The sequence below is a fragment of the Aedoeadaptatus urinae genome, from assembly GCF_900155585.1.
Lineage (GTDB): Bacteria > Bacillota > Clostridia > Tissierellales > Peptoniphilaceae > Aedoeadaptatus > Aedoeadaptatus urinae.
This window is the reverse complement of the sequence record NZ_LT707416.1, coordinates 99,508-125,784: the sequence shown is the minus strand read 5'-3', so window position 1 is coordinate 125,784 and position 26,277 is coordinate 99,508. Positions and strand designations below refer to the sequence as shown.

The following is a 26,277-nucleotide window of genomic DNA, read 5'->3' as shown; positions in this document are numbered from 1 at the left end:
TCGAAACGGTGTAAGACTGCATCTGACCTTCCGACGACTCGCTTTGCTCGTCGGGATAGGTCATGAGGGTCCGGGGGAGGGGAGATGCGGGCGTAGTGATTGTAGATAAAGTGTGCGAAGAAAAAACAAAACAAAACGATCTTTCCTCTGCGTAAAAAAAGAATGGGCCGACTTCCCATCGACCCGTTTTTCTATTTCCTACCTATATTAAGTTATATTCCTTCAGCATATTTTCTACCTCTGTCCCGCCGATTTTTTTCGCGAGCTTCACCATGATCTCCATGGGGAGATTGAGATCGGGCTTTTCCCCGTCGTTTAAAGCACTGATGCCGGCGAGGAGATAGCGCATGTCGTAGCGGGAAGCGAAGACTTCCGGCACGCTCTTTTCTACGCCCGTAAGCACATACACGGCCTCCATGGCGCAGCGTGCGGAGTATTCCGTGGTAAACACCGTGTCGCGGCCTGGATCGTCCAAGGTTTCCACAAATTGCCCCAAGAAGGCGAAGTTCACGGCATGCTTCGGCACCACATAAGGCCGGTCGCCGAAACTTCTCGGCATAAACTGCGCCGTGATATAGGGCATAAACACGGGAATGGTGGAGGTGTCCTTCGCCAGCGCGTCGATTTCATCTTCCGGCACGCCGATGTGGTAGAGCCATTCCTTGGCGATCTCTTCGCCGGTGCAGGCCTTCATAGGTTTCTTCACATAGTCGCCCTCCTTGTCCGTAAACAGACCGTAGACCCACACGGCGATTTCATCCTCCGGTTGGTCGATGTATTGGCCTTGGCGGTTAATGGTCCAGCTCATGAGCCAGGAAGAATCCAGCGCCGTCACGATTCCCCCGGTCACCACCTTGCCCGTGTAGGGGCTGCGCTTGGTGATGGCTTCGATGTACTTGGCGATGGCCTTGCTCTTCACCGTCACCGTCGCCGATTCCCAGTTGGACTTGGCGATGTCCGATGCAAATACCTCGGGACGTCCGAATTCAGGCGACTTCTTGGCGATGGTCTTCCACAGGCGGAAGCTGTTTTCTTCGTCGATAGCAAGATCCGGCGCCGAGTCGTTGGATCCGTAGGAGGAAGATTCCACCAAAGACCCGGTGGTAATAAAGAGCAGATCATTTTCCGTCAAAGCCATGGATTTGTCTGCGCCGGTTTCGGCATCGACTGCCACGATCTTCGTCGCCACCTTCTTGTCATCGGCCAGATCAAATTCCACATCCAGTACCTCGCAATTATATTCCGTGCGCACGCCCTTGTCCTTGAGCCAACGCATCATAGGTACCACGATGGATTCATATTGATCGTAGCGGGTAAATTGCAGGGCCGACAGATCCGGCAGACCGGCCACGTGGTGGATAAAGCGGTTAATGTAAAGCTTTAATTCCAAAACCGAATGCCAATTTTCAAAGGCAAACATGGTGCGGTAGTAGGTCCAGAAATCACTTTCCAAAAATTCGTCGCTGAATACCTCTTCCACGGACACACCTTCCAGCTTTTCATCCGGCGTCATGACCAGGCGCAGAATCTCCTTCACCACGTCACGGGACAAATTAAACTTCCCGTTGTCGTAGCGTTCCCCGCGATTTTTCGTCACGCGGCAGTTGCTGAAATTGGGATCGTCCAGATTCGTGTAATACAAATCGTCGAGAATGGACATGTCCGGATCCTCACGAGAAGGAATCACACTCAACAAATCCCAAAGCACCTCGAAGTGATGCCCCGTTTCCCGGCCGCCACGAGCCACATAGCCCAAGTCCGAAAGGAGCTTGCCGTCCAGGGCGCCGCCGGCGATGGAATCTTTTTCCAAAAACACGATCTTCGAGGGATCCATCTTCGCGTCCTTAATCAAAAAGCCCGCCGTCGACAGACCCGCGATCCCCGTGCCCACAATGTAAGCCTTCTTATCGTCGATCCCCTTGGGTTTTCTCGAATGAACCAAGCGATCGTAGTCGCCGTTATCCAGTTTTAATCGTTCGTCAAAAGTTTTAATCTTCATAATAAACCCTCCCTTGGTTTCGTTAATCTCATCATACGAGCCGAAGAGAGAGGCGACAACGGTTAAAGAGCGGCTTTTGTCACAACATAGGTCGCGAAAAGAACATTGCACGGAAATTTGGCAAAACAAAAAAAGTGTACAAAACCTTCCCGAAGAAAGCCCTGTACACCACACTATTCACTTAACGATTCACTGATCCTTAAAGACCGCTCGATATTGCCGTCGAACAAGCGGCCGATGCGATCGATCACCGCCTTGGGCGAGGTCTGCATCCCCTCCTGCACCCACTTGTCCAAGAGACCCACCAGTGCCGCCCGGTAAAAATCCGTCACCAGCCGCTTATCCTCGGCCTTGGCGCGAATGCCCTTTGCCTCACAGACCGATTCCACATAGCGACTCATCACCGAATCGCACAGCTCATAAAGATAGGCGTCCCTGTCCGTCTTGTCGATGGACTGAAACAAATTTTGCGCCGCCTTCTTGTTTTCCAAAAGAAAAGACACCGCGTGCATGAGCCCCTCTTCCCAAGAGAGCGTGGCATTAAACTCCGCATCCACCTTCACCAACTCGTCGGCCAAAATCTCCTTGACCAGGGTGTAAATGTCCTCGTAATGGTAGTAAAAAGTGTTGCGACTGATCTCACATCGCTCCGCCAACATGGCAATGGTAATGGAATGAAAACTTTTTTCCTCGAGCAGTTGGAGAAACTCTCGCTTGATCAATTCCTTCGTGTATTGCCTCGCCATTTGATCGCCTCCTTTTCTTCTATTATATAGAAAGGCAACGCCGAGCCGTCGTCCCTTCCCTTTTAAATCCATTGTACCACAGGCGAAAAAACCTGGAAAAGACGCAAAATAATCTACCTTTTTGTCGATTTGAAAAAAATTCAAAAAAAATTTACAAAGACTATGTGATTGGTCAAATATTACCTTGTTTAATCGAAACAAATGATTTATGATAGAAATAATAAAAAAGATAAGAAAATGATTTCATATCATACACGGATAAACGAAGATTGGATACAGGGGAGGAGTCAGTATGAAATCTGCATTGAAACGCGTCGCCAGCCTATTAATGGCATTAATTATGATTCTGGAGGTCGTCACACCGGGCGTGGTACAAGCGCGCTCAAACAACGACAACAGGGCCACGGTCAGCGAAGAGGAATTCGTCCCGGGAGATGCGTACGTCCCCTCTGCCCAAAATCAGCCGCAGCGCCAAGCGCCAAGCAGCTACCGCCCGCAGCGGCAAGCACCTAATACCTACCAACCCACGCGCCCCGCGCAAAGCGCCCCCGCACAGGCGGAGACCGGCGAGGCCTTCGACCCCGCTGCGAATAAAGTCGAGGTGTCGGGAGAAAAGGCGCCGAAGCCTTTAATCGAAGACGAAGCCAAGAGCAAGGAAATGGCTCTGGAATTTTCGGAAGAAAAAGAAAGAGTCCGCGTGGCATCGCCCATGAATCCCGGAGGATTGGAAGACAAGAAATTCACCATCCTCACCCGCTTCGACGCCTCCGTCGCCAACGGCCCGGTGAAAAAGGGCCAAACATTCACCCTGCACTTAGACGACAAGCTCATGGTAAAAGACCCTTCCACCTTAAAGCGACTCAGCCACAACGGCAAGGTCATTACGGATCCCCCGGTCTACAACAAAACCGCCAACACCATTACTTACACCGTAAAAGACGATATTACCGAAAACATCCAAGTGCCCATGGCCGTGGATGTGGACTACAATACGGCAAACATCGACCCCAACGCCAAGAAATTTACCATTATAAATAAAGTGACGGGCATCGGCGTCACCGATCCCAAAGACCTGCTTCCCGTGGTCGTGGATTCCAACGGCAATATGCTCTCCAGCATTATCGAGCCGGGCCGTGACGATGTGGTCGAAGTCATTCAAGAAGGCGACAATTACAAAGTCAATGTGGACGCCTATGGCGAACCCGTCGTCAACGACCGGGAAATGGCCGGCATCCGCTGGACCGTAAGAATTACTTCTGATACGTACTTAGACGACCTGGGCCTTAAAACCAACTTCACTACGGTAAAAGGCTCCGGCCTCGGCGAGATCCAAAATATTTCCGTCACCAACACCTCTGTGCCCGATACGGAATTTTCCAACAACCCCGCTCAAGCTCAAGGCAACTTGGGCATTGTGAGCTCCAAGCACCATAATCTAAACACAAAAACCAAAGAACTTTACTACACCTTCTACACCCCGAGGACCACGAAACAAGGGTCCTATATGTTGGATCTTTCCACCGTATTACTGAATAAAAAAGTAAACGGCACGACAAAGCCGGTAGCCGGCGCCGTGCGCCTCATCCTTCCCGAAGGCTATAGCCGCGATCAAATTCGCGAAGCTACCCCCACCCGCGTGGGCATGAACAATCGCTCCACGGTCATGGGCGAATTCACATCAGACAGAACCACCACCTGGACCGTCACCGATGCCGTGTCCTCGAAAGACCCGGGCACATTGCCTCTTGAAGACCGAAGCTTGGAAGGCAAGCAAACCTTGCAAGCAGGCGGCGGGAACATGGCCGTCTACGGCATCGATGCCACGACCGGCAAAATGGTTCAAATAGGCACCACGACGTCCATCGGTGATTTCCCCGCAAAAGGAACAAATCCCGGGACCCAAGATGTGGGCACCATCGCCGTCTACGAATTAAAAACCGATTTGACCAACCCGGATAAAGCGGAAGACTACGCCGTCTCCGGCGTGGCCATTTCCAAATACCAAGACCTCTACGTGAAACAAGTGTGGGGTGACATGCCCAAGAGGGACGATGGCACCCCCATCCCCATGCCTGCTCAAAACTTTATCGCCAAAGGCACGAATGGCGAGGAACTCGGCAAATGATCGGTTGGAGATGACACGACGAGCAAGACTAGTCGAAACATAACCCTGCCGGGAGCCAAGTATTGGGCCATTGCAAACGACGGCACCGGCACCGCGACGCGCATCGAACACAAAATCGAGCAAGATTTCAGCCCCGCCGCCAAAAGAATTGACGGAAAGAACTACACCTACTACGAAAACCTGAACTACTACACCAGCGACGAGAAGACGGACCAAAAATACCACTACATGCAAAACAGGGCCATGGAAACCACCACGGACGAACCCGGCACCTTTGACCTTGTGAAAGTGGACGGCAAGGTTCCGACGAAAAAATTGGAAGGCGCCCGCTTCAAACTCAACGGCGCCAATGTGGAAGCCACCACCGGGCCCGACGGGAAGGCCACCTTCTCCAACATCGCCCCGGGCAGCTACACCTTAATCGAAACCAAAGCCCCGGACGGCTACAAACTGGATCAAAAGGCGAAGAACGTAACCATTACCACCAATGGCGAAGTCAGCATTACCGGGCCCAACGCCTCCTTCTCCGGCGGCGACAACAAAACGGAAATGGTCGACCACGACCGCTACCCCGCTTGGCCCGACTACATGAACGCCATGCGCTACGGCAAGCTCAAAAACGGACAGCTGAACTTCTATCTCTACTTGAAGGCGAGGGCAGCGACAGAAAATGGTTCGACGGATAGAGACACCCGCCTGGCCATCTCCATCCCCGGCGTGAACGTCACCGGCGTCACCGCCTACGACGTGTCCTCCGACAACAGAGCGGACATTCGCACTGCCATGGAAAATCAAACCGTGGAAGGCGAAATTGCAAGCCTCGGCGGCAATGTCATCGGTGCCCCAAATAATAAAAATAAGATTATCACGGGCACTGCGAACGTCACGGATCCCTACACCGGGCGCGAAGGTTACCAAATCTTCTTCCCGAAAGAACGCTTCGCAAATGACTGGGGCTTCCTGGTCAAAGTTACCGCCACTGTCGACGCGAACAAAACGTCCGTGCCCCTGTACTACGACTGGCTTACCAACGAAGACACGGACAATCAAACTAAATTGCAACAACTCGTCACCGTCAACAGTGAAAACAATGGCGACAACACCCCTACCGTCACCATTACCAACGAGGAATTCAAAAAGCAATCCGTCTCCGTCACCAAGGTGGATAAAGATAAAAACACCCTCACCGGCGCCACCTTTGTCCTCAAGGACAAAAACAACCGGCCCATCAACGATGTGGACACCGACGCGAACGGCGTGGCCGACTTCGGCAAACTCCCAGCGGGCAAGTACATTATCGAAGAAATCAAGGCACCGAATGAATACCTTGCCTCCTCCGTCGTCTTTGACGTTACCGTCGCCGACGACGGTCAGGTCACCTACACCCCCCGCTATAAAAACAGCGCCGGGGATCCCGTTCAGGGGACGGACTATTATATTGACAGCGAAGAAAGCACCCAAGAACCCGGCCAAGTCACCTACAAGGTGAAAAAGAACGAGATGGCAATTCAAGAAAACGAACCCGGGGACATCGGTCAGCGAACCGGCGTATGGGAAGCCTATCGCTACGAATCCTTAAAGTACTCGGCGACCATCGACTTAACGAGTTCCGCACCGGGATCGCGGTTTTCCATTCAATTCGACCCGAACTTGGACTTTAAACAATATGTCAGCGACTTGCCGAAAATCATGGTCAATCGTGTCGCCGTCGCCGATCCCTACTTCGACTACACGACCAACCGCCTCACCTACGTCTTTAATGAGAATTCAAAAGGTGGATTCACCACGGCGAATATTAACATTCGCGGGATCACCCCGAGTAAGTTCTATGCACAAAACAGCGGGGGATACAATTTCAAGACCACGGTCCTTCCGGACGTGGCTCCCGGCGACATCACCACCGAAAACGGAGCAACGCAGACCATCGACTTCCACGTGACAGCGGACTACGAACGCTACGACACCAGCCGTTCGTCGCCGGCTCAATCCTATTACCACAGGGATATCTACACCGGCGCCGACGGAAATGAATACTTCACCGTCTTGGCCTACTACAATCCCTTGGCCGACAATAATCGTTCGCCCCGCACCCTGAGCTTCAACTGGTTGTCCACCGGCTTCGGGGGAAACAACACGCAAATCGTGCGCTGGCCCGCCAACGGCAACAAACCCGCCTTCGATTTGCAAAACGTGAAGATCTACCGTACGTCGCCGGACATCGCCAAAGACATGAACGGCGTGCGCTATAACAAGAACATGCCCCTGTCCTTCGGTGTGCGACCGGAACAAGACCCGAACACCTACACCAAGGTCTACGAAAAGACCATCACTGACCAGGTGAATCACACAGGCGACTCGGCAAACGGCTTTACGCTGAACTACGATCCGGATAAAATCCAATCCTGGGGGACCTTGGATCAAAACAAACCCTTGAGAATCAGCATGCCGGGTATTACCCGCAGCAACGAAGGCTATATTATCGAACAAACCTTTAAGGTCAACGACAAAGACAAGTGGTACAACCTCTTTAGAGCCTTCTATATGTACAACGGAGTCATGGAATCCGCCTTTGCCAGTAAGGTCAACAGAAATACGGGCACAGCCGATCAAACGGCCCAAGAAATTCCGAAATTCTATAAGCAAACGATCAAACTGGTCAACCGGAAGTACACCCCGGGCAAGTTCTCCATCGAAAAATTCAGCAGCACAGACGAAAATCAAAAGCTGCGAGATGCCACCTTTGCCTTGACCAACGATAAAGGCCAAACCATTTATCGTACCACCGACAAAGACGGGAAACTGAACTTCACCGATCTCGAGCCCGGCAACTACGCCCTCGTGGAAACCAAGGCGCCGAAAAACTTCGTCAAATCTGATCAAAACTGGCAAGTCGCCGTAAGCAACACCGGCAAGGTAACCATTACGGAAATGAGCATGAGCGGCGATATTGTCGTCGGAGACAACATCATCTTAAAGGTACCCAACAAGCCCATCGGGCAGAAATTCAGGGTCTACAAAAAAGATGCAAGCGGCATCCCCCTTCCGGGTGCGGAATTTAAAATCACGAAAAAAGGCGAGATCACGGCCCATGAGACCGCAACGTCCAATCAAAACGGTTACGTGGAATTTAATAACCTGACCCGGGGCAACACCTATATATTGGAAGAAACCAAGGCTCCGGCAGGCTACAACAAGCTGAATAAAAAATGGGTCGTCGTCGTAGATCAGGACAACAAAGCCAAAGTCTACAACTACGTGGAAAACACCACCACAAGACCCGGCATTGTAAAGGATTCCCTTTTCGGAGGCACGAACACCCATTGGGTCGACGTGGCCCACCGCCCCCTGACCGGCTGGGATCTCTACGATAACCGGTGGGGCAGTTACGTAGATAACCACCACAACCCGTACATCATGGGGACGCGGATACTCGGCATCAACAAAACCGAGAAATACGTCATTCAGCGCTACGTCCTGAATCCCGAGGGAAACACCATTGCCGATGCCAAGGTGGAAATCCACAGAGAAAAGCCCAATGACCAGAACATGGATTGGCACGACAACAGCCTCACGAGCAAAGAAGACTTCAGGGTTTACAAATTAGATAAGCGCGTCACCGGTCCTGTGGAAGACGTTCGTTTGGCTGAATACAAAGCGACACCGATGACGCAAACGACGGACTTTACTACCGGCGCAACCAAAAAGACCGGCGAACCGTTGCGGAAGAAATTTGAATTTAAAAACATCAACACCCCCATCATCATCGACGTGAAGGTACCTTATAAGGAAGAAAGCGGCGGCGTCGGTACCGGGATGGACCTTTGGATCGACAATAAAGTCTATTGGAAGAGCGACTTTTACGAACGCGTATCCGACATCGTGGTGGGAGACAGCGTCACCACAGACGACGATTCCGCCATTATCGGCTCCTATATCTCCGAAGGCTCCCTGGACGTCACCAACGAACAGAAAAAATACAGCTTTAAGCTGAAAAAAGTGAAAGATACCGACGATACCGCCACCATTCAAGGCGCCACCTTTAGCCTGAAAGGACCGGGCGAAAACGGCGAAGAGCGAAGCCTCGTTACAGACGAGAACGGCATCATTCAGTTTAACGATTTGGTGGAAGGCACCTACACACTGAAAGAAACCTCCCCGGCCTCCGGCTACGACAAGGTGAACACCACCTGGACCGTGACCATTACCAAAGATGGTAAAGTCTTTATGAAAGACGACGGCTCCGCAGGCGCATCGGCCATTTGGGGCGTGGCGACCGACACCGGCACCCCTGCCCATCAAATGAGCCGAAGCATGATGCTGAACAACTTCCTCGCTCCATTCGGCGAAGAAGCTGCCCCCGTAAGCGCTGAAGCACCGGTAGCGGAAGAAGCCGCCGAAGCGAAACAAAGCGCCGAGAAAGCACCGAGTGCCACCGCTGAAAAGAAAGATGCAGCGTATGGTGCGGCACCGATGGCCGATGAGATCAGCGCCACCAAGCAGCTGAACAACTTCCTCACCACCTTCGGCGCAAACGACGGGCTGGAACTGGGCGAAGAAAACGTCCCGACGCCTGTAGGCGCCGGTGCATGGGAAGCAGTGGATCCGGATAAATCCGATCCGGCGACGACGAAAAACGGCCAAGCAACCGAAATCGAAACAAAGATCACGCAGATTAACAAAGCGGAAGGGAAATATCGTCAAATCTTCTTGGTCAACAAGAATCGTGGCGACATGAACAGCCCGACCTTCGACTTCCACGCAGAACCGTTAAGCACAAACTTAATCGGAGAAGGACCGGGGAAACCCTTTAATTCGACAGTGAATTTCAACATCCTTAGTATTCGCCCGGTCAGCACCGCCTCCACCTTGACGAATCTCCAATACACCGGAAGAGACATTGGCTACACCGGTCAGACGAATTTTAAAGACGGACAATGGACCCGGTTTAGAGTAACGTTAAATAAAAGCTTTTCTAACGATATGCTCGCCATTGAAGTGGAATACACCTATCCTTCAAGCGGGGAAATCGGGATGGGCATGAACTTTAGACGATCCTATCGAGTGAGCAACGACGCACGCCCATGGGCATCGGAAAAATACAGCAGCGTGAACGCAATTAACTACCTCCACAAGGTAAACGTTCAGCCTGCGACCAATGGATCTTTCACCGCAAATCCCAATGTGCGCGTTCAAAAAGGCACTACCGTCACCTTAACCCCCTCCCCGGATACAGGCTATGAACTGGATCACTACACCGTCACTAATACTAAGACGCAAGAGACAACAACCTTTACCGACAACACCTTCATCATGCCCGATGCCGACGTCAACGTTACGGCCACCTTTAGAAAGAAGGCGCCGCCGAAATACAAAGTAACTGTCAACGGCATGCAAAACGGCACGGTAACGGCATCTCCCACTGAAACGGAAGCGGGAAAGACGGTGCAATTACAAGTTACGCCGGCCGGGAATTATCAACTTCAAAGCATTACCGTCACGGATGGACAGGGAAATACTATTCCCGTCGACATGGCGAATTACACCTTCACCATGCCCCCGTCCAATGTCTCCGTTTCGGCGATCTTTGTTGAAAAGCCGCCGGAAACCTATAACGTAAACCTCGTATCCTCGCCGCCGTTGGGCGGCACGGTGGGCGCAAGTCCCACTTCGGGAAAAGCAGGCACAGAGGTCACCGTATCGGCGACGGCCAATACAGGCTACACCCTCGACACGATTTCCGTCGTCGACGCAAATAATAAACCGGTTACCCTCGCAAACAACAAATTTACCATGCCCGCCTCCAATGTCACCGTCACGGCGACATTTACCAAAAATCCCGATCCCCAAACGCCGGGCACCGAAATTCATGAAGGCGAACTGGCTCTAATCAAAAACAAGCAAACGGGCTTGGATATGAAGATCTTTAAAAAGAACTTCCTGGGTACGGGCTTGAAAGATGCCATCTTCATCCTGACGGAAACGGAATCGGATTACACGACGGAAAAACCGGGCGGCAAAAAACTCAAGGCGAAGTCCGACGACAAGGGCCGGCTGATCTTTATCGACGAGCAGGGCAATCCTTTGGATTCTCAGCTGTTACCTGAAGGCTACTACGTGCTGAAAGAAGACAAGGCGCCCCTGGGCTATAAGAAGATCACGGCACCGTGGAACATTCACGTAAAAGAAGAAAACGGCCAATTAATCGCCGAATACTACGGGCCGGAAGAAACGGCGTCCACGTACCTGAATCTAATTCGGGAGGAAAACGGTAAGTTGGTGGACAAGGCCATGGTCAAAGAATTGACCACGACGCCAAGCGGAATCAAGTACGCCTCCCGCGTCGTGAACATCGATCCGGAAACCAAGACCTTTAGGCAACGGCTCTATTTGGATACGCGGTCGATTGCCGACACGATCAACGTGCAAATCAATCCCGTCATAAAACGGGAAGAAAAAGACACACCGGGTCAACCGCCCGAGACCTTAAGTCCGGGCGTCAAGACGGCCTACCGCACCACCTACAAGGTGGCGGATCCGGGGGCCAACCCGGACGTGGATTCGATCTTAAAATCCTACGACCTGTCCAATAAAAACGTGGCCATGGTGAACACGGCCCGTTGGCGTCCCTTCGATTGGGGCTTCGACGAAGACCAATTGAACTTAACGCCGGGCGTCTACTTTATCGACGTGGAAGGCTACTACGACGACAACATCGTGAAAGACGGAAAGATCGACATTAAATTCGACTTCTTCCGCGGCGAGCGCACCTTCCGGGAAGCCACCGGCGTTACCAACGGATACATCACCTACAAGAGTAGAGATAAGGTCCTCTTACACGACTCCTATCAAAACGGCGATGCAAAGATCGCCGAAGCCTTAGGAGCAAATGGCGATGCGTGGAAGAAGCGACTGTCCCCCGATGGAAAATATCCAAACTGGATAGGGAAGTTGGGCGGTAGGGTCTACCCCGCCGTCGATCCCAAGGATTCCAAAGACGTGGACCACAGTTATGTCGATCCCATGGAAACGCAGACCACCAGCATCAATATCAACCCCCTGTATACGTCGTCGAAACCGAAGGTCATTTCCGAATCGGGCATGATTATTACCGACGAAGAAGAAACCTACAACATTACCTTCTCCAAGCACGGGAAAGACGGCGACGATGAAAGCTGGAATAATACCGGGGCGAAGGTAGCGGAAAATCGTTTGGAAGGCGCCGTCTTCAAATTGCAACAATGGGCGCCTCTCTCCAACAGGTTTGAAGATGTGAAAGGCTCCTATGTGGCATCGGCCTTCAACGGCTACTTCGGCTTCCGCGGCTTAAAGCCCGGGCGCTACCGCCTCATGGAAGTCAAGGCGCCGGAAGGCTACAAGCCCATTGAGGGCGCGATCCTCGAGATGACCATCGCTTACAAAGACGGGGAGCCTGATAAAGATACAGGAAATATTACCCCGGGCAAAGGTCAAATTACGTTGGAATATAAAGACGCCAACGGCATCATTCAATACGTGGATGCTAAAAACCATGAGCTGAACTCCAAATTGGTCGACTTCGTCACCTCCGGTACGGCAAAGAACATGGGTAAAATCGTGAACACCAAGCCGGGCAAAGGGGAAGTCACCGTCACCAAGGTCGATGAAAACGGCACTAAACTGCCGAACGGCGCCACGTTCCGCTTAACCCGCCTGGCAGCCGGAGACAAAGCGACGGCGGACGATATTCGAACCCTTACCGTCGGCGACGACGGCACGGTGAAATTTGACGGCCTCGGCATCGGCAACTACCGACTGGAAGAACGCTCGCCCCACCCGGGCCACATGAACACCGGAATGGTTTGGAACTTTACCGTCGGCGGGAAGACCTTGGACCCCTATGCGGAAGATGCCAACCAGCCCACCCGAGATATTACAGACAACATCCTCCTGAAAAAATCCGATGTCAAGGTACAAAAGTACATGGAGGGTGACAATACCCCGACAGACAACAACATCTATCCCCACAAGGCTCAAAGCGTCAGCATACTCAGCGACTTTAAACTCAAGGATTCGGCACCGGCCATTCAGCCGGGCGATTACTTCACCGTGAAGATCTCCGATTCCATCGACTTGCAGGGGATTTACAAGAATCGATCCATTTCCAACTTGGACATCTTTGCCGACGGCGTCGGTACCGTTGCCAAGGCGAAGTACAACAAGGAAGAAGGCACCATCACCTACACCTTTACGGACTACGCCAAGAGCTACAACTTGGAAGACTTCAAGACCCAGCTCGTCGCGTGGATCAATTTGGAAGAGATCAAAGAGGACAAAGAGAATGTTCGCGTCGGGATCGGCTTAGGCGGAAAAGATCTGCCGGACAGTGAACTTAAGACTAAGCCTCTGAATGTCCACTACGACATCGACAAGGAAACATCCAGTATTCCCGATTACAATGTCTACGACTACAACTATAATATTTCCGGTAAGATCTATGAATTGGACCCCAACACCGGGGAATTCGTTCAGTACTACTATATTAATAGGCAAAAAACTGCCGGCGGCGTTATGCCCAGGTTCAAATTCTATGCCAATCACACGGTGAACGACGTCAGCATCTCCATCGACAAGCTGAAAGACAACAACGACGACATGATCAAAAAATGGATGCCGGAATCCTTTGCCGTGCCGGCCTTCGATAACAGAGAATTGTGGCCGACGGCGCGCTTCGACAGAAGACAGATCACCGAGTACACCTACGATTTCAGCGACGACTATTACGAAGGCATGGGCGAGGACGATTCCTACATCGTCACCGTGCGCGGCAAGGTGGATCCCACCAAAGCCAAAGACCTGCACACCTATGGGCAACTTTTGCTGTGGAACAGGTATGGCTATCCCTACGTTCAAGTCGCGCGGGAAGACTGGGCCTACTTCGATGAAAACAAAACCGAAGCCAAGGCGGCCCTCGCCATTCGCGCCGTGAACCCGGCGAACAAAGTGGTCTTTGAAAAAGTCGATATCGATGGGAAACCCCTGGCAGGCGCAACCTTTACCCTGTTTAAGAAAGATCCGAAGACAGGCGAATTCGGGGGAACCGGACAAAGTCCCAAATCAGGGGATGACGGCCTTATTACCTTCGAAAAAATAGAGCCCGGCGAGTATCAAATCAGAGAAACCGGGGCGCCGGCAGGCTATGCGATTAACGAAGACATCCTTCTGGAATTTACGGTGGATGCCTCAGGCAAGATTATCAAAAAGGTCAAAGGTGCCGCAGGCAATCCCGTCGGTCAAGGAGAAGAAGAAGACGGCAGCGTTCCCATTCGCGTAACGAACCACAGGCTCATTCAGCTTGAAAAGAAAGATGCCAACGACAAGACATTCCTTGCCGGCGCCGAATTCGACGTCTACTACAAGGAAAAAGAAGACGGCAAATACGAAAAGTATGAAGTAAAAGATAATTCAGGAAAGATGATTCCTTACCACGTCGCGGTCGGCCAAGACGGCAAAGTCAGCTTGAAGCTTTACAAAGCAGGCTACTACGCTTTGGAAGAAACCAAGGCGCCGAAAGACTATATTAAGCCCCCGGTGAAGTTCGTAAAGGAATTCAGACTGGAAGACGACCGCTTCTCCATTAAGGAAAAAGGATTTGATGGAAACATCAAGAAAGAAGCTTACGGCACGGATGCGGACACGTCCTTTGTCTTAGGTGAAAAGAACAGCGACATATCGGGAGCATTCAACGCCTATGTGGTCATTAACCCGGCCCATGAAGAGCGCAGCTACAAGCCCGGTGCCAATGTCCTCTTTAACTACAAAGACTTGGGCTACTACACCATGCTGGGCTATCGCATCGACAAAGACGGCAAGCGCACCGATTTTATACCCGATGTTACCTGGCAAGAAGGCCACGATCCCAAGGCCGACCTGTATAAGGCCGCCGGCGGAACAACAGAAGCGGAATTTAAGACCACGGACACCATCGTCCTGAAACTTGTGGCCACGCCGGATAAGGCGGAAAATCCCGTGACGATTACCACGGCCATCACCGATGGAAGCGGCACCAAAAAAGCGGAATACAAGTTTAAGTATGGCGACTTGCCGCAGACCATCGACACAGGGACGTACCCCAAACATCCCGAAGCGCCCGACAAACCGGCGAACTACGACAGCGACGACAAGGCCAAAGCCGATTACGACAAGGCCTATGCCGATTACAAAAGAACCTTGGCAGATGTCATCGACCACTACCGCAACAAGGATCTCACGATACAATATAAAGAGACCGAGCCTGTGGAAGTGTTGAACTACAAGGGTGTCTATCCCTTCACCGGTGGTTTCGGTCCCAGATGGATTGTGATTATCGGGGCGATTATTGCGGCTGTGGCGGCGGAAGAATACATTCGCCGCAAGCGGACTTCCGCGCCGAAAGGGGGTGCGTAATGGGTATGCGGTCCCTTCGGTACAAGCATTGTATGTATGTGAAGATGGAATGAAGCAGAATTGGGCGTGAAGCCCTCTCTCACTAAGTTTTAAGCGCCCGGGCTTTTCCGGCCCGGGGGTTTAAATGTATTTATTGTTTAAAAAAAGGAGGAATGTAATGAAACGTAAGAATACGATATGGTCACTGGTCTTAGCACTGGTGATGGTACTTGGCGTTATCGCACCGCTAAGTGCTTTGGCAAGTTCGACAGGAACTACGAATGATAAGGTTCCCGGAACAGAAGGAAACCCGAAGCCCATTACGGTTAATGTCCACAAGATTTTGATGAATAAGACCGATCTAAAGGCACACGATGAAAACAAAACCTATAAGCCCAGTGAAGGCATTGCAAACATCACTGATTTCTTCGGCGCTAGTGCGAAAGTAATGAAAGGCGTTTACTTTGTAGCCTTAAAGTCAGACCACGCAAACTACGGTAATTTTGAAGATCTGACGGCAGCAGAGCAAAAAACTGTTGTTGAATCAGTGGCCGCAAATATGAAAGGTCTTACTAACGATCAAGGTGTAATTCCATTGACGCTTGAAAGTCCCGGTGTATATAAGATTTATGAAGTAAAATCGATGTCTGAATATGACAAAGATAACACAGATCCGGCAACAAGAAAAATGTTGGCAGAATCAAAAGCAGTTCCTGTCATCCTAAAATTACCGGAACACGCACGGACCGAAGACGGCATCGCTGATGCCATCCACGTTTATCCTAAGAACACGGATGACACACCGACAGTAAAAAAGAAGATTGTAAAGAAAAGCAGAAAAGTCACCGTAAACGATGCCGGAAAAAAGGAAATCAAGGAAGATTTCATTGATGCTGATGCAGCTTCTTTTGACAAAGATGAAGAACACACCTGGGCAATTGAAGCTACGATTCCGACCGGCTTCAAAGATTACGAAGTGTTCAAATTAACGGACGTATTAAAGGAAGCCTTGACCTATAAATCAGGCCAAACTGTAACGGTCAAAGTGAAAGAAGACGGTACGAACATTACCTTGAATAAGGGTGACGATTACAAACTAACAGAACCGACTGGAGACAAAGGCGGAACGTTAATTGTTGAATTAACTAAGGCAGGTATTAAGAAATTAGCCGGTGCCGAAGGAAAAACATTACGGGTTGAGTTTGTTACCACTATTAATGACACTGCTGTTATGTCTAAAGACATTCCTAACGGTGTTGAACTTGAGTATGGTCACAACCCTACGAATACCGGTAAAAAGAAACCGGAAGAACCGAAAGTATACACCGGTGGTAAGAAATTTAAGAAGATTGACTCCGGCGAAAATAAAAAAGCCCTTAAAGGCGCTCAATTTGTTGTTATGCGTACGGTTGGCGAAGGCGACAATGCAGTTAAGCAATGCTTAGTTGAAACTAACGGAAAGTATTCCTGGAAGACAGTCGAAAGTGATAAGGGTGCTGATTTAGCGAAAATTTCGGGATTGAAAGTTATTGAATCTGACGCCAACGGTCTCTTTGAAATCACAGGCCTGGCATATGATCGCCCGAACGGCACAGAATATAAGCTTGTGGAAATTAAAGCACCGGATAAATATTCTTTGTTAGACGATCCTATCAAGTTTACGGTCAATGACACATCCTACTATAAGGATGCAACTCAAGTTACAGTAGTACCGGCAGACCCTCAAGAAGTTGACAATAAGAAGTTAACTATTCCTCAAACCGGCGGTATGGGCACCATGATCTTTATGGTCGCAGGTATCGCTTTAATGGGCGGTGCTTTTATCGCCATGAGAAAACGCAGCGCTGAACAAGCCTAAGAAAGAAGGTGAACCATGCTAAATCTACAAAGTAGGCTTTGTAAGCTTGTATTTGCGGCTCTCGTGTTTAGCATGGTTGCTTTTGGTCTCTTCGCTCCCGCGATCGCCTTGGCCGAGGGGGCGAACACCAAGAGTATGACGATAGACTTAACCCGTTCCGGAAAAAAGGCTGAAGTGGCAGGCCGCAGCATGACGATTTGGAAGCTATCCGACGGCTTGACGGCGGCGGAAAGCGGCCTCAAGGGCGCAAAGAGCCTTCAGGACGTGACGCGCCTGTTGGAAGCAAAGTCCGACAAGGAGTTGAACGACGCCTATTCCTCTCACAAGTCCTATGAAGCGGACGCCGGGGGCAGGCTGAGCTTGTCCTTGGAGCGGGGCATGTATTATCTTCGCGTGGCGGATAAGAAGGGAGCGATTTCGTTTTTCCCCCTTGTCTTTGTGGTGAATCCCGGCGATTCGGAGTCGGTGATTTATCCCAAGCCCAAGGAGCCCTCGTCCAGCGGCGTGGAGCTTTTAAAGATTTCCACGGATCGGGTGCCTCTGCCCGGGGCGGTGTTCCAGTTGTTTCGCTATGAAGGCAACAACCGCATTCCGGTGAAGAACGCCTCCGGCGGCGCGGATTTTACCACGGATGTCACGGGCAAGATCGTGATTAATGATTTGGCTCCCGGCAAGTATGTCTTTGTGGAAGTGAAGGCGCCGGCGGGCTACCGCATCAAGCATCCGGAGGTGCCCTTTGAAATCACGGACAAGAAGGTAAAGAAGCTGACTGTGGAAAACTACAAGGACACGCAGGGCGGCAAGACCTTTAAGAAGGTGTCTTCCGTGGACGGCAAGCCTCTTGCGGGGGCGCAGTTTTTGGTCACGAAGAAGAAGGGCGAGACGTATTTGCGCATGAAGAAGGGGGGCAAGGACATGGTCCTCACCTCCGGCGCAGACGGCACCTTCGTCGCCGACGGTCTTCCCGACGGGGACTATTATCTCTGGGAGATCAAGGCGCCCGACGGCTACGAGCCTTTGAGCAGCAGCATTAAGTTTATCGTAAGCGCAGATTCATTGAAGAAGGAATTGGTTATTAAGAACAATCCCCAGAGCACGCCTCCGGGCACGACGCCTCCCGGCGAGACGCCTCCCGGCGAGACGCCTCCGGGCAAGACGCCGCCTTATGACGACAAGCACGTGAATATCCCGAAGACCGGGGACGTGCAGCTCCTCATGATGAGTGTGGCGGGCCTTTTGAGCGGCATGCTCGGGGTGAAGATTCTGAAGGACAATGAATAGCAGATACAAGTGGAAGGATGTTCCTTTCAAGAAATCCTCTATCTTTTTTCGGTAGGGGATTTCTTTACATATTGGTTAGTTTAGGAGAAAGGACATCGGTCCATGGCTAAGAAGAAGCAGAGTAATTGGTTTTTTAAATTAATTTTCGTCTTGGGTTTTTTGATTTTAATGTATCCTCAGGTCTCCCGGCTCTATTACCGGGTGCAGTCCACCCAAGAGGTGTCGGCTTTCGAAGAGGGCAAGGCGGCGTTGAGCGATGAGGAAATCAAGAAGCGCATGGCCCTCGCCCGGGATTTTAACGATTCGTTGGTGAATCAAAACATGGAGGATCCTTATTCCAAGGCGCGGCACGAGCGGGGCCGGGCGGCTTATGCCCACATGCTGGAAATTCACGAGCAGATCGGCCACATTCAGATTCCCACCATCGACCTGGACATTCCCATTCGTGCGGGCACGTCGGAGGAGGTGTTGCAGACCTCGGCGGGCCACCTGGAGGGGACGAGTCTTCCCATCGGGGGCAATTCCACGCACACGGTGATCACGGCCCACTCGGGCCTTCCCACGGCGAAGCTGTTTACGGATATTCGGGATTTGAAGGAGGGGGACCGCTTTTACATCCACAATATTGCCGAGACTTTGGCTTATGAGGTGGATCAGATTAAGGTGGTGGAACCGTCGAATTTCGAGGATCTCTTGGTGGTGCCGGGCCACGATTACGCCACGCTTTTAACCTGTACGCCCATTGGCATTAACTCGCACCGGCTTTTGGTGCGGGGCCACCGGGTGCCTTACGACAAGGCCGTGGACGATCAGTTTGTGGCGGACAACAAGCTGGGCTTCTTGTATAAGTATGCCTTCTACGCGGTGATCGCGCTGATTCTGCTTTTGGCTTACGGCTCGTGGAATTACCGCAAGAAGCTGAGACAGCTGGAATCGGATATTCGCGCTTTTGAAAAGGTCATGGGCGCAGGCGACGGGAAAGGAGACGGCGATGGCAAGCAGTAAGCGCAAGACCTGGCCTTTTGTCGTGATTTTCATCCTGGGCTTTCTCTTGATGATGTATCCCATGATTTCCAATTACTATTACCGCATCGATGCGAATCGGGAGATTCAGGAGTTTCAGGACGGGGCAAATAAGCTGGACGATGTGGAAATTTTGCGCCGTATCGAGCTCGCCCGCGCCTATAACCAGACCTTGGACCCTTCGAAGCTCGGGGACCCGTACACGGAGAAGGAGAAGGAAGGGATCGCCGCCTATGCCAAGATGCTGGAGGTGGCGGAGAAGATCGGTTTCGTGGAGATCCCCAAGATCGACGTGAATCTGCCTATTTATGCGGGCACGAGCATGGAGGTCCTGGACAAGGGCTGCGGCCACTTGGAGGGCACGAGCTTGCCTGTGGGCGGGCCGTCGACCCACGCGGTCTTGACGGCGCACCGGGGGCTTCCCAAGGCGAAGATGTTTCGGGATCTGGACAAGCTGAAGGAAGGGGACGTGTTTTACGTCCACAACATTCAAACGGTGTTGGCTTACAAGGTGGACCGGATTATGACGGTGGAGCCGTCGAATTTCGATCCGATTTTGGTGGAAGAGGGGAAGGATTACACCACGCTTCTCACCTGTACGCCTTATATGATTAATTCTCACCGGCTTTTGGTGCGGGGGCACCGCATTCCCTACACGCCGCCGGTGGATGAATCGAACCGCGGCTTGCCTTTTATCAATATGGATTTCAGGGACGCGCTCTTGTTTGCGCTGCCGCTGTTGATTCTTTTGGCGCTGATTTACGCCTATCAACGGAAGCAGTTTAAGAAGCAGCGGGCCCGCGTGGATGCCCTGTACGGCTTAAAGAAAAAGAAGGAGGAGAAGGATGAATAGAAAAGGGATGCGGGTGATGGGTCACTTGCTTATACTTCTGGGGATCCTCCTGCCTCTTTACGGCTTCGGCAGCTTGTCCAAGGGGATTTTGCTGGAGAAGGCGAACTACAGGCGCTATATGGCGTCGGACCGTTCGTCTTACGAGAAGGTGGCGCCGGTGATCGAGAAGTACAATGCCGAGCTCGGCGGGCAGGTGGCGGCGGTGGATCCCTTCGCCACCGACGATTACGCGGCGGCGGAGTCCTTTATCGACGATCCCGACGGGGTGTTCGCTTTTCTGCGGATTCCCAAGCTGGATCTGTACCAGCCCATCTACATGGATGCGTCCAAGGAGAATTTGGCCCGGGGCGTGGCCCATATTATGGGCACGGACCTTCCCGGGCAGTCGCCGGGGCTTCGGGCGGTCATCGCCGGGCACCGGGGCTATTACCAATCCACTTTCTTTATCTACCTCAACGAGCTCGCCGAGGGCGACCCGGTGTATGTGGAATGGAAGGACAATGTGCTGGAGTACAAGGTAGTGGGGCAGGAGGTCATCCAGCCCTGGGAGGTTGAAAAGCTGAATCCCGTGGAGGGAAAGACCATGCTCACCCTGCTGACCTGTAATCCCATGCGCCCGCCCCGCCGCCAACGGCTCTTGGTGAATTGCGAGCTGGTGAAGAAGGATGAGGGCAATGCCGCCGCCGCTTCTTCCGCAGGCACCTCCGCCGGGGAAGGTAAAAAGACCCCCGTGTCGAAGAAAGTGAAACAGATGAATGCCGCCGTGCTGGCGATAACCGTCGTGCTGGTTGTCTTGCTTCTGTGGCGAGGGAAGAAGTTTGTGGATGAATTTAGGAAGAAGGAAGATGAAGCAAGAGAATAAAAAAGGACCCGTTGCACTGACCCCCAAAAGTTGGACCAAGAAATCCAACCTTTGGGGGTTTTTTAATGGCAAAATACAGTTATGAATTGAAGAGGGAAATTATTGAGGAATATTTGAATGGACACGCAGGTCATAAAATCCTGGCTAAGAAATACCAAATAGGCGTCTCACAAATTGAACGCTGGGTCAACAATTACAAACATTTTGGCGATGAAGGCTTAATGCGCTCTAGAAATAAACGTGAGTACAGTGTAGAGTTTAAGTTAGAAGCCATTACACGCTACGAAACGAGCGAATGCAGCTACCAACAACTGGCCCTTGAACTCGGTTTGACGAATCCGTCCATCATCGCCAAATGGCGCAGTCAGTATCGAGAGGATGGTATTGAGGGGCTGCAATCACATAAGCGAGGGAGACCTGTGACGAAGAAAGACGCCTGCAATCAACCACCGAAGTCTGCAACTAAGAAGGAGCCCCTTGATGTATCTACACGGGAGGCATTGGAAAATCGCATCAAAGAATTAGAAGCGGAGAATGAAATACTCACCATTCAAAAGCTATACCTGGAGGAGCTAAGGAGTTTGGCGAGGGAAGAAGCAATGAACAAAAGGCGAGGATCGTCGCCAAACTCCGAGAACAATTCCAACTAAAAAAGATTCTTGCCGCCATCAACTTCCCAAAATCCACCTTCATGTATTGGCAAAAAAAATGGAGCGAAGAAGACAAGGACCAAGCGTTAAAAGATGAAATCTTGGCCATCCGGCGCGAACACAAAGACTATGGCTACCGAAGGATCCATCTGGAGCTGAAGAATCGGGAGTGGGTGGTGAACAAAAAGAAAGTTCAGCGACTGATTCAAGACATGGGCCTTCAAGTCCGCGCCTATGGCAGAAAGTACAAGAAGTACAACTCGTACAAAGGCGTCGTCGGGAAAATCAAGAAAAATCGAATCAACCGCCGATTCAACACCTGTATCCCCTACCAAAAAATTACTACCGACACCACGGAATTCAAATACTACATCGAAGATCAAACTGGGAAACTTCAAACAAAGAAACTCTACCTCGATCCGTACATGGACATGTACAATCTGGAAATCATCAGCTACGTCCTCTCCGACCAACCCAACGGCGTCACCATGCTACGAGGCTTAGAAGAAGCCATCGAGCGAACCAACGGCTGTCCCTACCGGCGCACCTTCCACTCCGATCGCGGTTGGGGATACCAAATGACCGCCTATCAAGCCATGCTGAAAAAACATCACATCTTCCAAAGCATGTCCAGAAAAGGCAACTGCTACGACAACGCACCCATGGAAAACTTCTTCAGTGTGCTGAAAAGAGAAATCTACGACGGCTACGTCTACCGAAGCCGGCAAGAACTTGTGCGGGCCATCGAACACTTTATACGCTACTACAACAACGATCGAATCAAAGAAAAGTTAGGAGGCATGAGTCCGAAGCAATACCGTGAACGAATGAACGCAGCATAGAAGGAATGCTATGTAAAACAAAATCGAGCAAGCGAAATGCTTACTCGATTAAGTCCAACTTTATGGGGTCACTCTACGTTGGGTCCTTTTTTTATTGACAGAAAAAGAGATGGAAAAATAGACAAAGTAATCCCATTCATGTACAATCAAATTATAAAAGGGGGGAGAAGCATGGCAACAAAGAGCTTTTTAAAGTCAGTAGATATACGAAATCCGAAACAGACAAGAAACATTGCACATGCCATAGCTAAATCCGAAGCATTTGTGAAAAAGGCACCTCATCGAGAGGAGCCGGCAAAGATCCTTTCCAGAGATGCGATAAAAAAGTATTTTTCAAAAGAAGGCTAGGCCATGGCTATGGGAGTGCAAAAGCCCGTTCCTTATGTTGCTAATCTTAAGGATTTACTCGAAGAACTCGGTGAAGAACGAGTAAAGGAGATTCTTGCTGAATTTGACTGCGCGTATAACGAGGATGTCAATTATTTCCTGCATGAAAAGGCGATAGAGTTTTCAAACCGCGGTTTTTCCACAACGTATTTGGTTTTTCTACCATTTCGCGGAGAACCGGCGTTTGTCGGTTATTTTGCCATCGCCACGAAAAGCATTGATTTTTATAAACTTTCCAGTTTCAACAGCAGATACAAAAATAAAATCACTACTTATGCGACCTATGATCAGCGTTTAAAAAAGCATACGCTACCGGTTTATTTGATCGGTCAATTAGGAAAAAATTATAATGCGGTTGACGAAGTCCTTTCTTTATTTAGCGGCGAACAACTTTTGCGCTTGGCCTGCGATCGTGTAAAATTTATACAGAGTCTTTCCAGTGGGCGTTTTGTCTATTTAGAATGTGAAGACACGCCGGCGCTGTTGAAGTTTTATGAAAGCAATGGCTTTCGCGTGTTTGACAAGCGAGCATTGGACAGGGACGAAAACAAACATTTTGAAAAATCCTATTTGGTGCAATTGATTCGCTATCTATAATAAAATATCGAAGATACAAAAAATAGACCACAGGCTTGGTGCGCCGGCGGTCTATTTTTGTTATTTTGTTGTATTAAATTTATTTTTCCAACTCTAAAAGCATTCCATCAAGTTTATCTAGTAAATGATCTGATGGATTCTCGTCATCGTTTTTCATATTTATCATTTTAAATAGATCCTTATTTGTCAGTAATAGAATTAATTTTCCATTTTCTCTTAAGCATCCTTTTGCAGCCCAGTAAGCATTTTTTTCATATCCATTAGGGGTTATTATTATTCCAACAGATCTGAGAGCCTTTGAATACAAATATCTTTCAGTTGTAAAAATTTCTCTTTGACTAATTGCTTTGGAATAATTCTTAAATTCAAAAACGATATATTTTGACTCAAAATAATTTTCGACAATTGACCAAAATGTTTTCGTATTGTCATCCTTGATTCTGCACAACAAATCAAACCTATATAAATCATTATTTGATTTTTGTTGTTTCTCCCATAGGGCTAAATCGTTCGAGAACAACATTTGTAATATCTTAAAACAAATATCTTCATAGTTTTTAGAGTATTCCCTTCCGGGTTCACATTGCTCTAGTTCCTTAAGTAATGATTCTGTACAATTGCTATCTTCCAAGAAATTTACGCTGAGGAAAGATTCTTTGGGAGAAATATCTTCCACAGAAAAAGGTAATATCGAAGTCAAGCCATACTTAAGCCTGTCATTATTTTCAACAGCATAGAGCAAATTAGAAATGTCAATTATTTCCAGTTCCGGATATTTCTTCTTATAGGCATCTTTTTCTTCCTCTTTAATTTCATAAGCTGTAACAATAACAGGAATCATGTCTGTGCCTTCGATGTAGCTATAAATTTGCTCAATCGCTCTTGCTGATATTGTTGAAAATTTAACCTCAACGCAGTATTCAATTCCCGCTTTTTTTGCAATTACATCTGCTCTTCTATATGGCTTGTCTTGTTTAAGATTCTTTAGTTGGACTTCATTCTTAACGTCGTAACCGAGTTCGCTAAATAAATTTGATACAAATCGTTCAAATAAAAGCCCTGCTCCTGCAATCTTATTATTCATACCGAATTCTCCTTTTTATGGAATTATTCTATCATAACAATTATATGCTAAAGACGTGCCCTGACCTTGCTATTGCCCCTTTTTGCCACTTCTATTTCCATCTACCGAAAAGACAGGCGCCAATGGCTAATGGCTGCTTTGTTCCACATCGATGATATGGTCTACGACGATCATCATGGCTACGGCCACGTCGGCGTAGGCCTCGTCGATGACTTCGATGACGAAGGTGTCGCCCCAGGCGAAGATTTTCTTTTCGATGGCTGCCACTTCACGGTCGGCACTATCCAGGATTCTAAAGTCCCAGGAAAACACATCGCCCTCGAGGAACAGGCTTTTGCCCTTGTAGCTTATGTCGATTTTCTTTTTGAAAAGGGCGAAGCGGGCCTTAATGTCCATGACGTCGCCGTTTTCGAAGTGCACGTGATAGGTGGGCAGCAGGTGCATAAGCTCCTGTTCCACGGTAAAAAGAGGCTTTCTCTCTTTGTCCGATACGCGGACGTCGTAGCCGAAAAATTTCAGATTCTGATCGATAAAATAAATCGGCGTCTCCGATTCGTCGGTGACGGCGTAGTGATCCTCGAGTTTTAAGACTTTTTGTTTTGCGTAAAGACGATACATGATGACCTCCGGGTGGTTTCTTATTTTTTCTTTTTTTATTATACCCAGAGGAGACCGCAGGAGCTATGTATCTTTTTAAGCGGAGCTGTCTTTTTATAATCAAGAAACTTTCTTCGCTCAAAATTTGTTCTTTCACGGCTTTGAGACCAGGGGAAGGGCCCAGGGCGTTGCGATTCGCCCTCAACCCGCAGGGGCCACGAATTTAAATTGCATAGCTGACTCAGTGTAATCAAGAAACTTCCTTTTCTAAAAATCCATTCTTACATGCCTCTTAAACCCGGGGACGGGGGAAAGGTTCCTGCCGGGCCTCGTTTTATTGTGTAGCAGTCTTTTTATAATCATATTACGTTTTTTCTTAAATATTGATTCCTACATGGCTTTTAAACCAGGGGAAGGGCCCAGGGCGTTGCGATTCGCCCTCTGGCCCTTCCCCTGGACCCCATCCCACTCGACCCACAAAACGCTTTTTAGCAGAACGGAACCCTGACGGGTTTCGATTCCTGTTGGGCCGTGTTGCGGAAGATAGAAGGTGAGTTAGGCGATTAATCAGATGAGTATAAATGAGTGCATTATTTTGGAGTGAGCAAGCGTAAAATGGAAGGCGATCGCTTGAAGGAGCAGGGGCAGCGGATTATTAGTGAGGCCAGTCACCTGCATAGTGCCGGTCAACTGTTGTGACATAGGTTTACTATCGCAACGACGAAAAGGGCAATTAGTAGAAAATGCCGCAGGCATTTTCTAACCAATCATACGCGGCCAGAAAGGGGTGGTACAACTATACATCCGTTTCGAAAAGGCTTCGCCTTACCGAAACGGTGTAAGACTGCATCTGACCTTCCTACGACTCGCTTCGCTCGTCGGGATAGGTCATGAGGGTCCCGGGGACGGGGGAAATGCGGCCTTTAACCCGGTCCCCAAGATTTGGACATTCCCCCTACCTTAAATCGTGTA

14 protein-coding genes are annotated in these 26,277 nt (G+C 50.0%); 10 read left to right on the top strand and 4 right to left on the bottom strand.

Going from position 1 to position 26,277, the window contains the following annotated elements:
• Positions 1-202: 202 nt before the first annotated feature.
• Both BQ7397_RS01515 and BQ7397_RS01510 read right to left on the bottom strand, forming a co-directional pair.
• Positions 203-1,999, bottom strand: a complete 1,797-nt coding sequence (locus BQ7397_RS01515; RefSeq protein ID WP_077074429.1) for an oleate hydratase — start codon at positions 1,997-1,999, stop codon at positions 203-205.
• A gap of 173 nt (positions 2,000-2,172) precedes the next feature.
• The gene (locus BQ7397_RS01510; protein WP_077074428.1) at positions 2,173-2,745 is read right to left on the bottom strand and encodes a TetR/AcrR family transcriptional regulator; all 573 of its coding nucleotides are present in this window, start codon (positions 2,743-2,745) and stop codon (positions 2,173-2,175) included.
• Between the two features lie 292 nt (positions 2,746-3,037).
• Here BQ7397_RS01510 and BQ7397_RS01505 point away from each other — a divergent pair, with 292 nt between their 5' ends.
• The 10 genes from BQ7397_RS01505 (at position 3,038) to BQ7397_RS01455 (ending at position 23,624) form a co-directional block, all read left to right on the top strand.
• Positions 3,038-4,870, top strand: a complete 1,833-nt coding sequence (locus BQ7397_RS01505; protein WP_077074427.1) for an Ig-like domain-containing protein — start codon at positions 3,038-3,040, stop codon at positions 4,868-4,870.
• Positions 4,871-5,113: 243 nt separating this feature from the next.
• Entirely contained in the window at positions 5,114-15,292 is a 10,179-nt protein-coding gene (locus BQ7397_RS01500; RefSeq protein ID WP_144019949.1) for a SpaA isopeptide-forming pilin-related protein, read from the top strand.
• A 157-nt stretch (positions 15,293-15,449) separates the two neighbouring features.
• A complete protein-coding gene (locus tag BQ7397_RS01495) occupies positions 15,450-17,129 on the top strand; it encodes a SpaH/EbpB family LPXTG-anchored major pilin (RefSeq protein ID WP_077074425.1) in 1,680 nt (559 codons plus the stop codon).
• Between the two features lie 135 nt (positions 17,130-17,264).
• The gene (locus BQ7397_RS01490) at positions 17,265-18,410 is read left to right on the top strand and encodes an MSCRAMM family protein (protein WP_083703354.1); all 1,146 of its coding nucleotides are present in this window, start codon (positions 17,265-17,267) and stop codon (positions 18,408-18,410) included.
• Positions 18,411-18,512: 102 nt separating this feature from the next.
• Positions 18,513-19,415, top strand: coding sequence for a class C sortase (locus tag BQ7397_RS01485; RefSeq protein WP_077074423.1), 903 nt, complete (start codon positions 18,513-18,515; stop codon positions 19,413-19,415).
• Entirely contained in the window at positions 19,402-20,286 is an 885-nt protein-coding gene (locus tag BQ7397_RS01480; protein ID WP_077074422.1) for a class C sortase, read from the top strand. The genes BQ7397_RS01485 and BQ7397_RS01480 overlap by 14 nt, the downstream gene beginning before the upstream one ends.
• Positions 20,279-21,148, top strand: a complete 870-nt coding sequence (locus tag BQ7397_RS01475) for a class C sortase (RefSeq protein ID WP_077074421.1) — start codon at positions 20,279-20,281, stop codon at positions 21,146-21,148. The genes BQ7397_RS01480 and BQ7397_RS01475 overlap by 8 nt, the downstream gene beginning before the upstream one ends.
• A gap of 65 nt (positions 21,149-21,213) precedes the next feature.
• Positions 21,214-22,640, top strand: a protein-coding gene (locus BQ7397_RS08935; RefSeq protein WP_417874995.1) for an IS3 family transposase whose coding sequence is annotated in 2 segments (ribosomal slippage) — positions 21,214-21,784 and positions 21,784-22,640 — 1,428 coding nt in all. Because the reading frame shifts where the segments join, the coding sequence is not laid out codon by codon here.
• Positions 22,641-22,811: 171 nt separating this feature from the next.
• Positions 22,812-22,988: a hypothetical protein gene (locus BQ7397_RS01460; RefSeq protein WP_159435150.1), complete on the top strand. Its 177-nt coding sequence runs from the start codon at positions 22,812-22,814 to the stop codon at positions 22,986-22,988.
• Between the two features lie 3 nt (positions 22,989-22,991).
• A complete protein-coding gene (locus BQ7397_RS01455) occupies positions 22,992-23,624 on the top strand; it encodes a hypothetical protein (protein ID WP_083703353.1) in 633 nt (210 codons plus the stop codon).
• A 79-nt stretch (positions 23,625-23,703) separates the two neighbouring features.
• Here BQ7397_RS01455 and BQ7397_RS01450 read toward each other — a convergent pair whose 3' ends face one another.
• Both BQ7397_RS01450 and BQ7397_RS01445 read right to left on the bottom strand, forming a co-directional pair.
• Positions 23,704-24,708 (bottom strand): restriction endonuclease, encoded by a 1,005-nt coding sequence (locus tag BQ7397_RS01450; protein ID WP_077074417.1) that lies wholly within the window; start codon positions 24,706-24,708, stop codon positions 23,704-23,706.
• 126 nt (positions 24,709-24,834) lie between these two features.
• The gene (locus BQ7397_RS01445) at positions 24,835-25,326 is read right to left on the bottom strand and encodes an LURP-one-related/scramblase family protein (protein WP_077074416.1); all 492 of its coding nucleotides are present in this window, start codon (positions 25,324-25,326) and stop codon (positions 24,835-24,837) included.
• Positions 25,327-26,277 lie beyond the last annotated feature (951 nt).

Bases quoted from the DNA above. Each gene is read 5' to 3' on its own strand.
- BQ7397_RS01515 (WP_077074429.1), bottom strand. From the start codon at position 1,999: ATGAAGATTAAAACTTTTGACGAACGATTAAAACTGGATAACGGCGAC.
- BQ7397_RS01510 (WP_077074428.1), bottom strand. From the start codon at position 2,745: ATGGCGAGGCAATACACGAAGGAATTGATCAAGCGAGAGTTTCTCCAA.
- BQ7397_RS01505 (WP_077074427.1), top strand. From the start codon at position 3,038: ATGAAATCTGCATTGAAACGCGTCGCCAGCCTATTAATGGCATTAATT.
- BQ7397_RS01500 (WP_144019949.1), top strand. From the start codon at position 5,114: ATGGAAACCACCACGGACGAACCCGGCACCTTTGACCTTGTGAAAGTG.
- BQ7397_RS01495 (WP_077074425.1), top strand. From the start codon at position 15,450: ATGAAACGTAAGAATACGATATGGTCACTGGTCTTAGCACTGGTGATG.
- BQ7397_RS01490 (WP_083703354.1), top strand. From the start codon at position 17,265: ATGACGATAGACTTAACCCGTTCCGGAAAAAAGGCTGAAGTGGCAGGC.
- BQ7397_RS01485 (WP_077074423.1), top strand. From the start codon at position 18,513: ATGGCTAAGAAGAAGCAGAGTAATTGGTTTTTTAAATTAATTTTCGTC.
- BQ7397_RS01480 (WP_077074422.1), top strand. From the start codon at position 19,402: ATGGCAAGCAGTAAGCGCAAGACCTGGCCTTTTGTCGTGATTTTCATC.
- BQ7397_RS01475 (WP_077074421.1), top strand. From the start codon at position 20,279: ATGAATAGAAAAGGGATGCGGGTGATGGGTCACTTGCTTATACTTCTG.
- BQ7397_RS01460 (WP_159435150.1), top strand. From the start codon at position 22,812: ATGGCAACAAAGAGCTTTTTAAAGTCAGTAGATATACGAAATCCGAAA.
- BQ7397_RS01455 (WP_083703353.1), top strand. From the start codon at position 22,992: ATGGCTATGGGAGTGCAAAAGCCCGTTCCTTATGTTGCTAATCTTAAG.
- BQ7397_RS01450 (WP_077074417.1), bottom strand. From the start codon at position 24,708: ATGAATAATAAGATTGCAGGAGCAGGGCTTTTATTTGAACGATTTGTA.
- BQ7397_RS01445 (WP_077074416.1), bottom strand. From the start codon at position 25,326: ATGTATCGTCTTTACGCAAAACAAAAAGTCTTAAAACTCGAGGATCAC.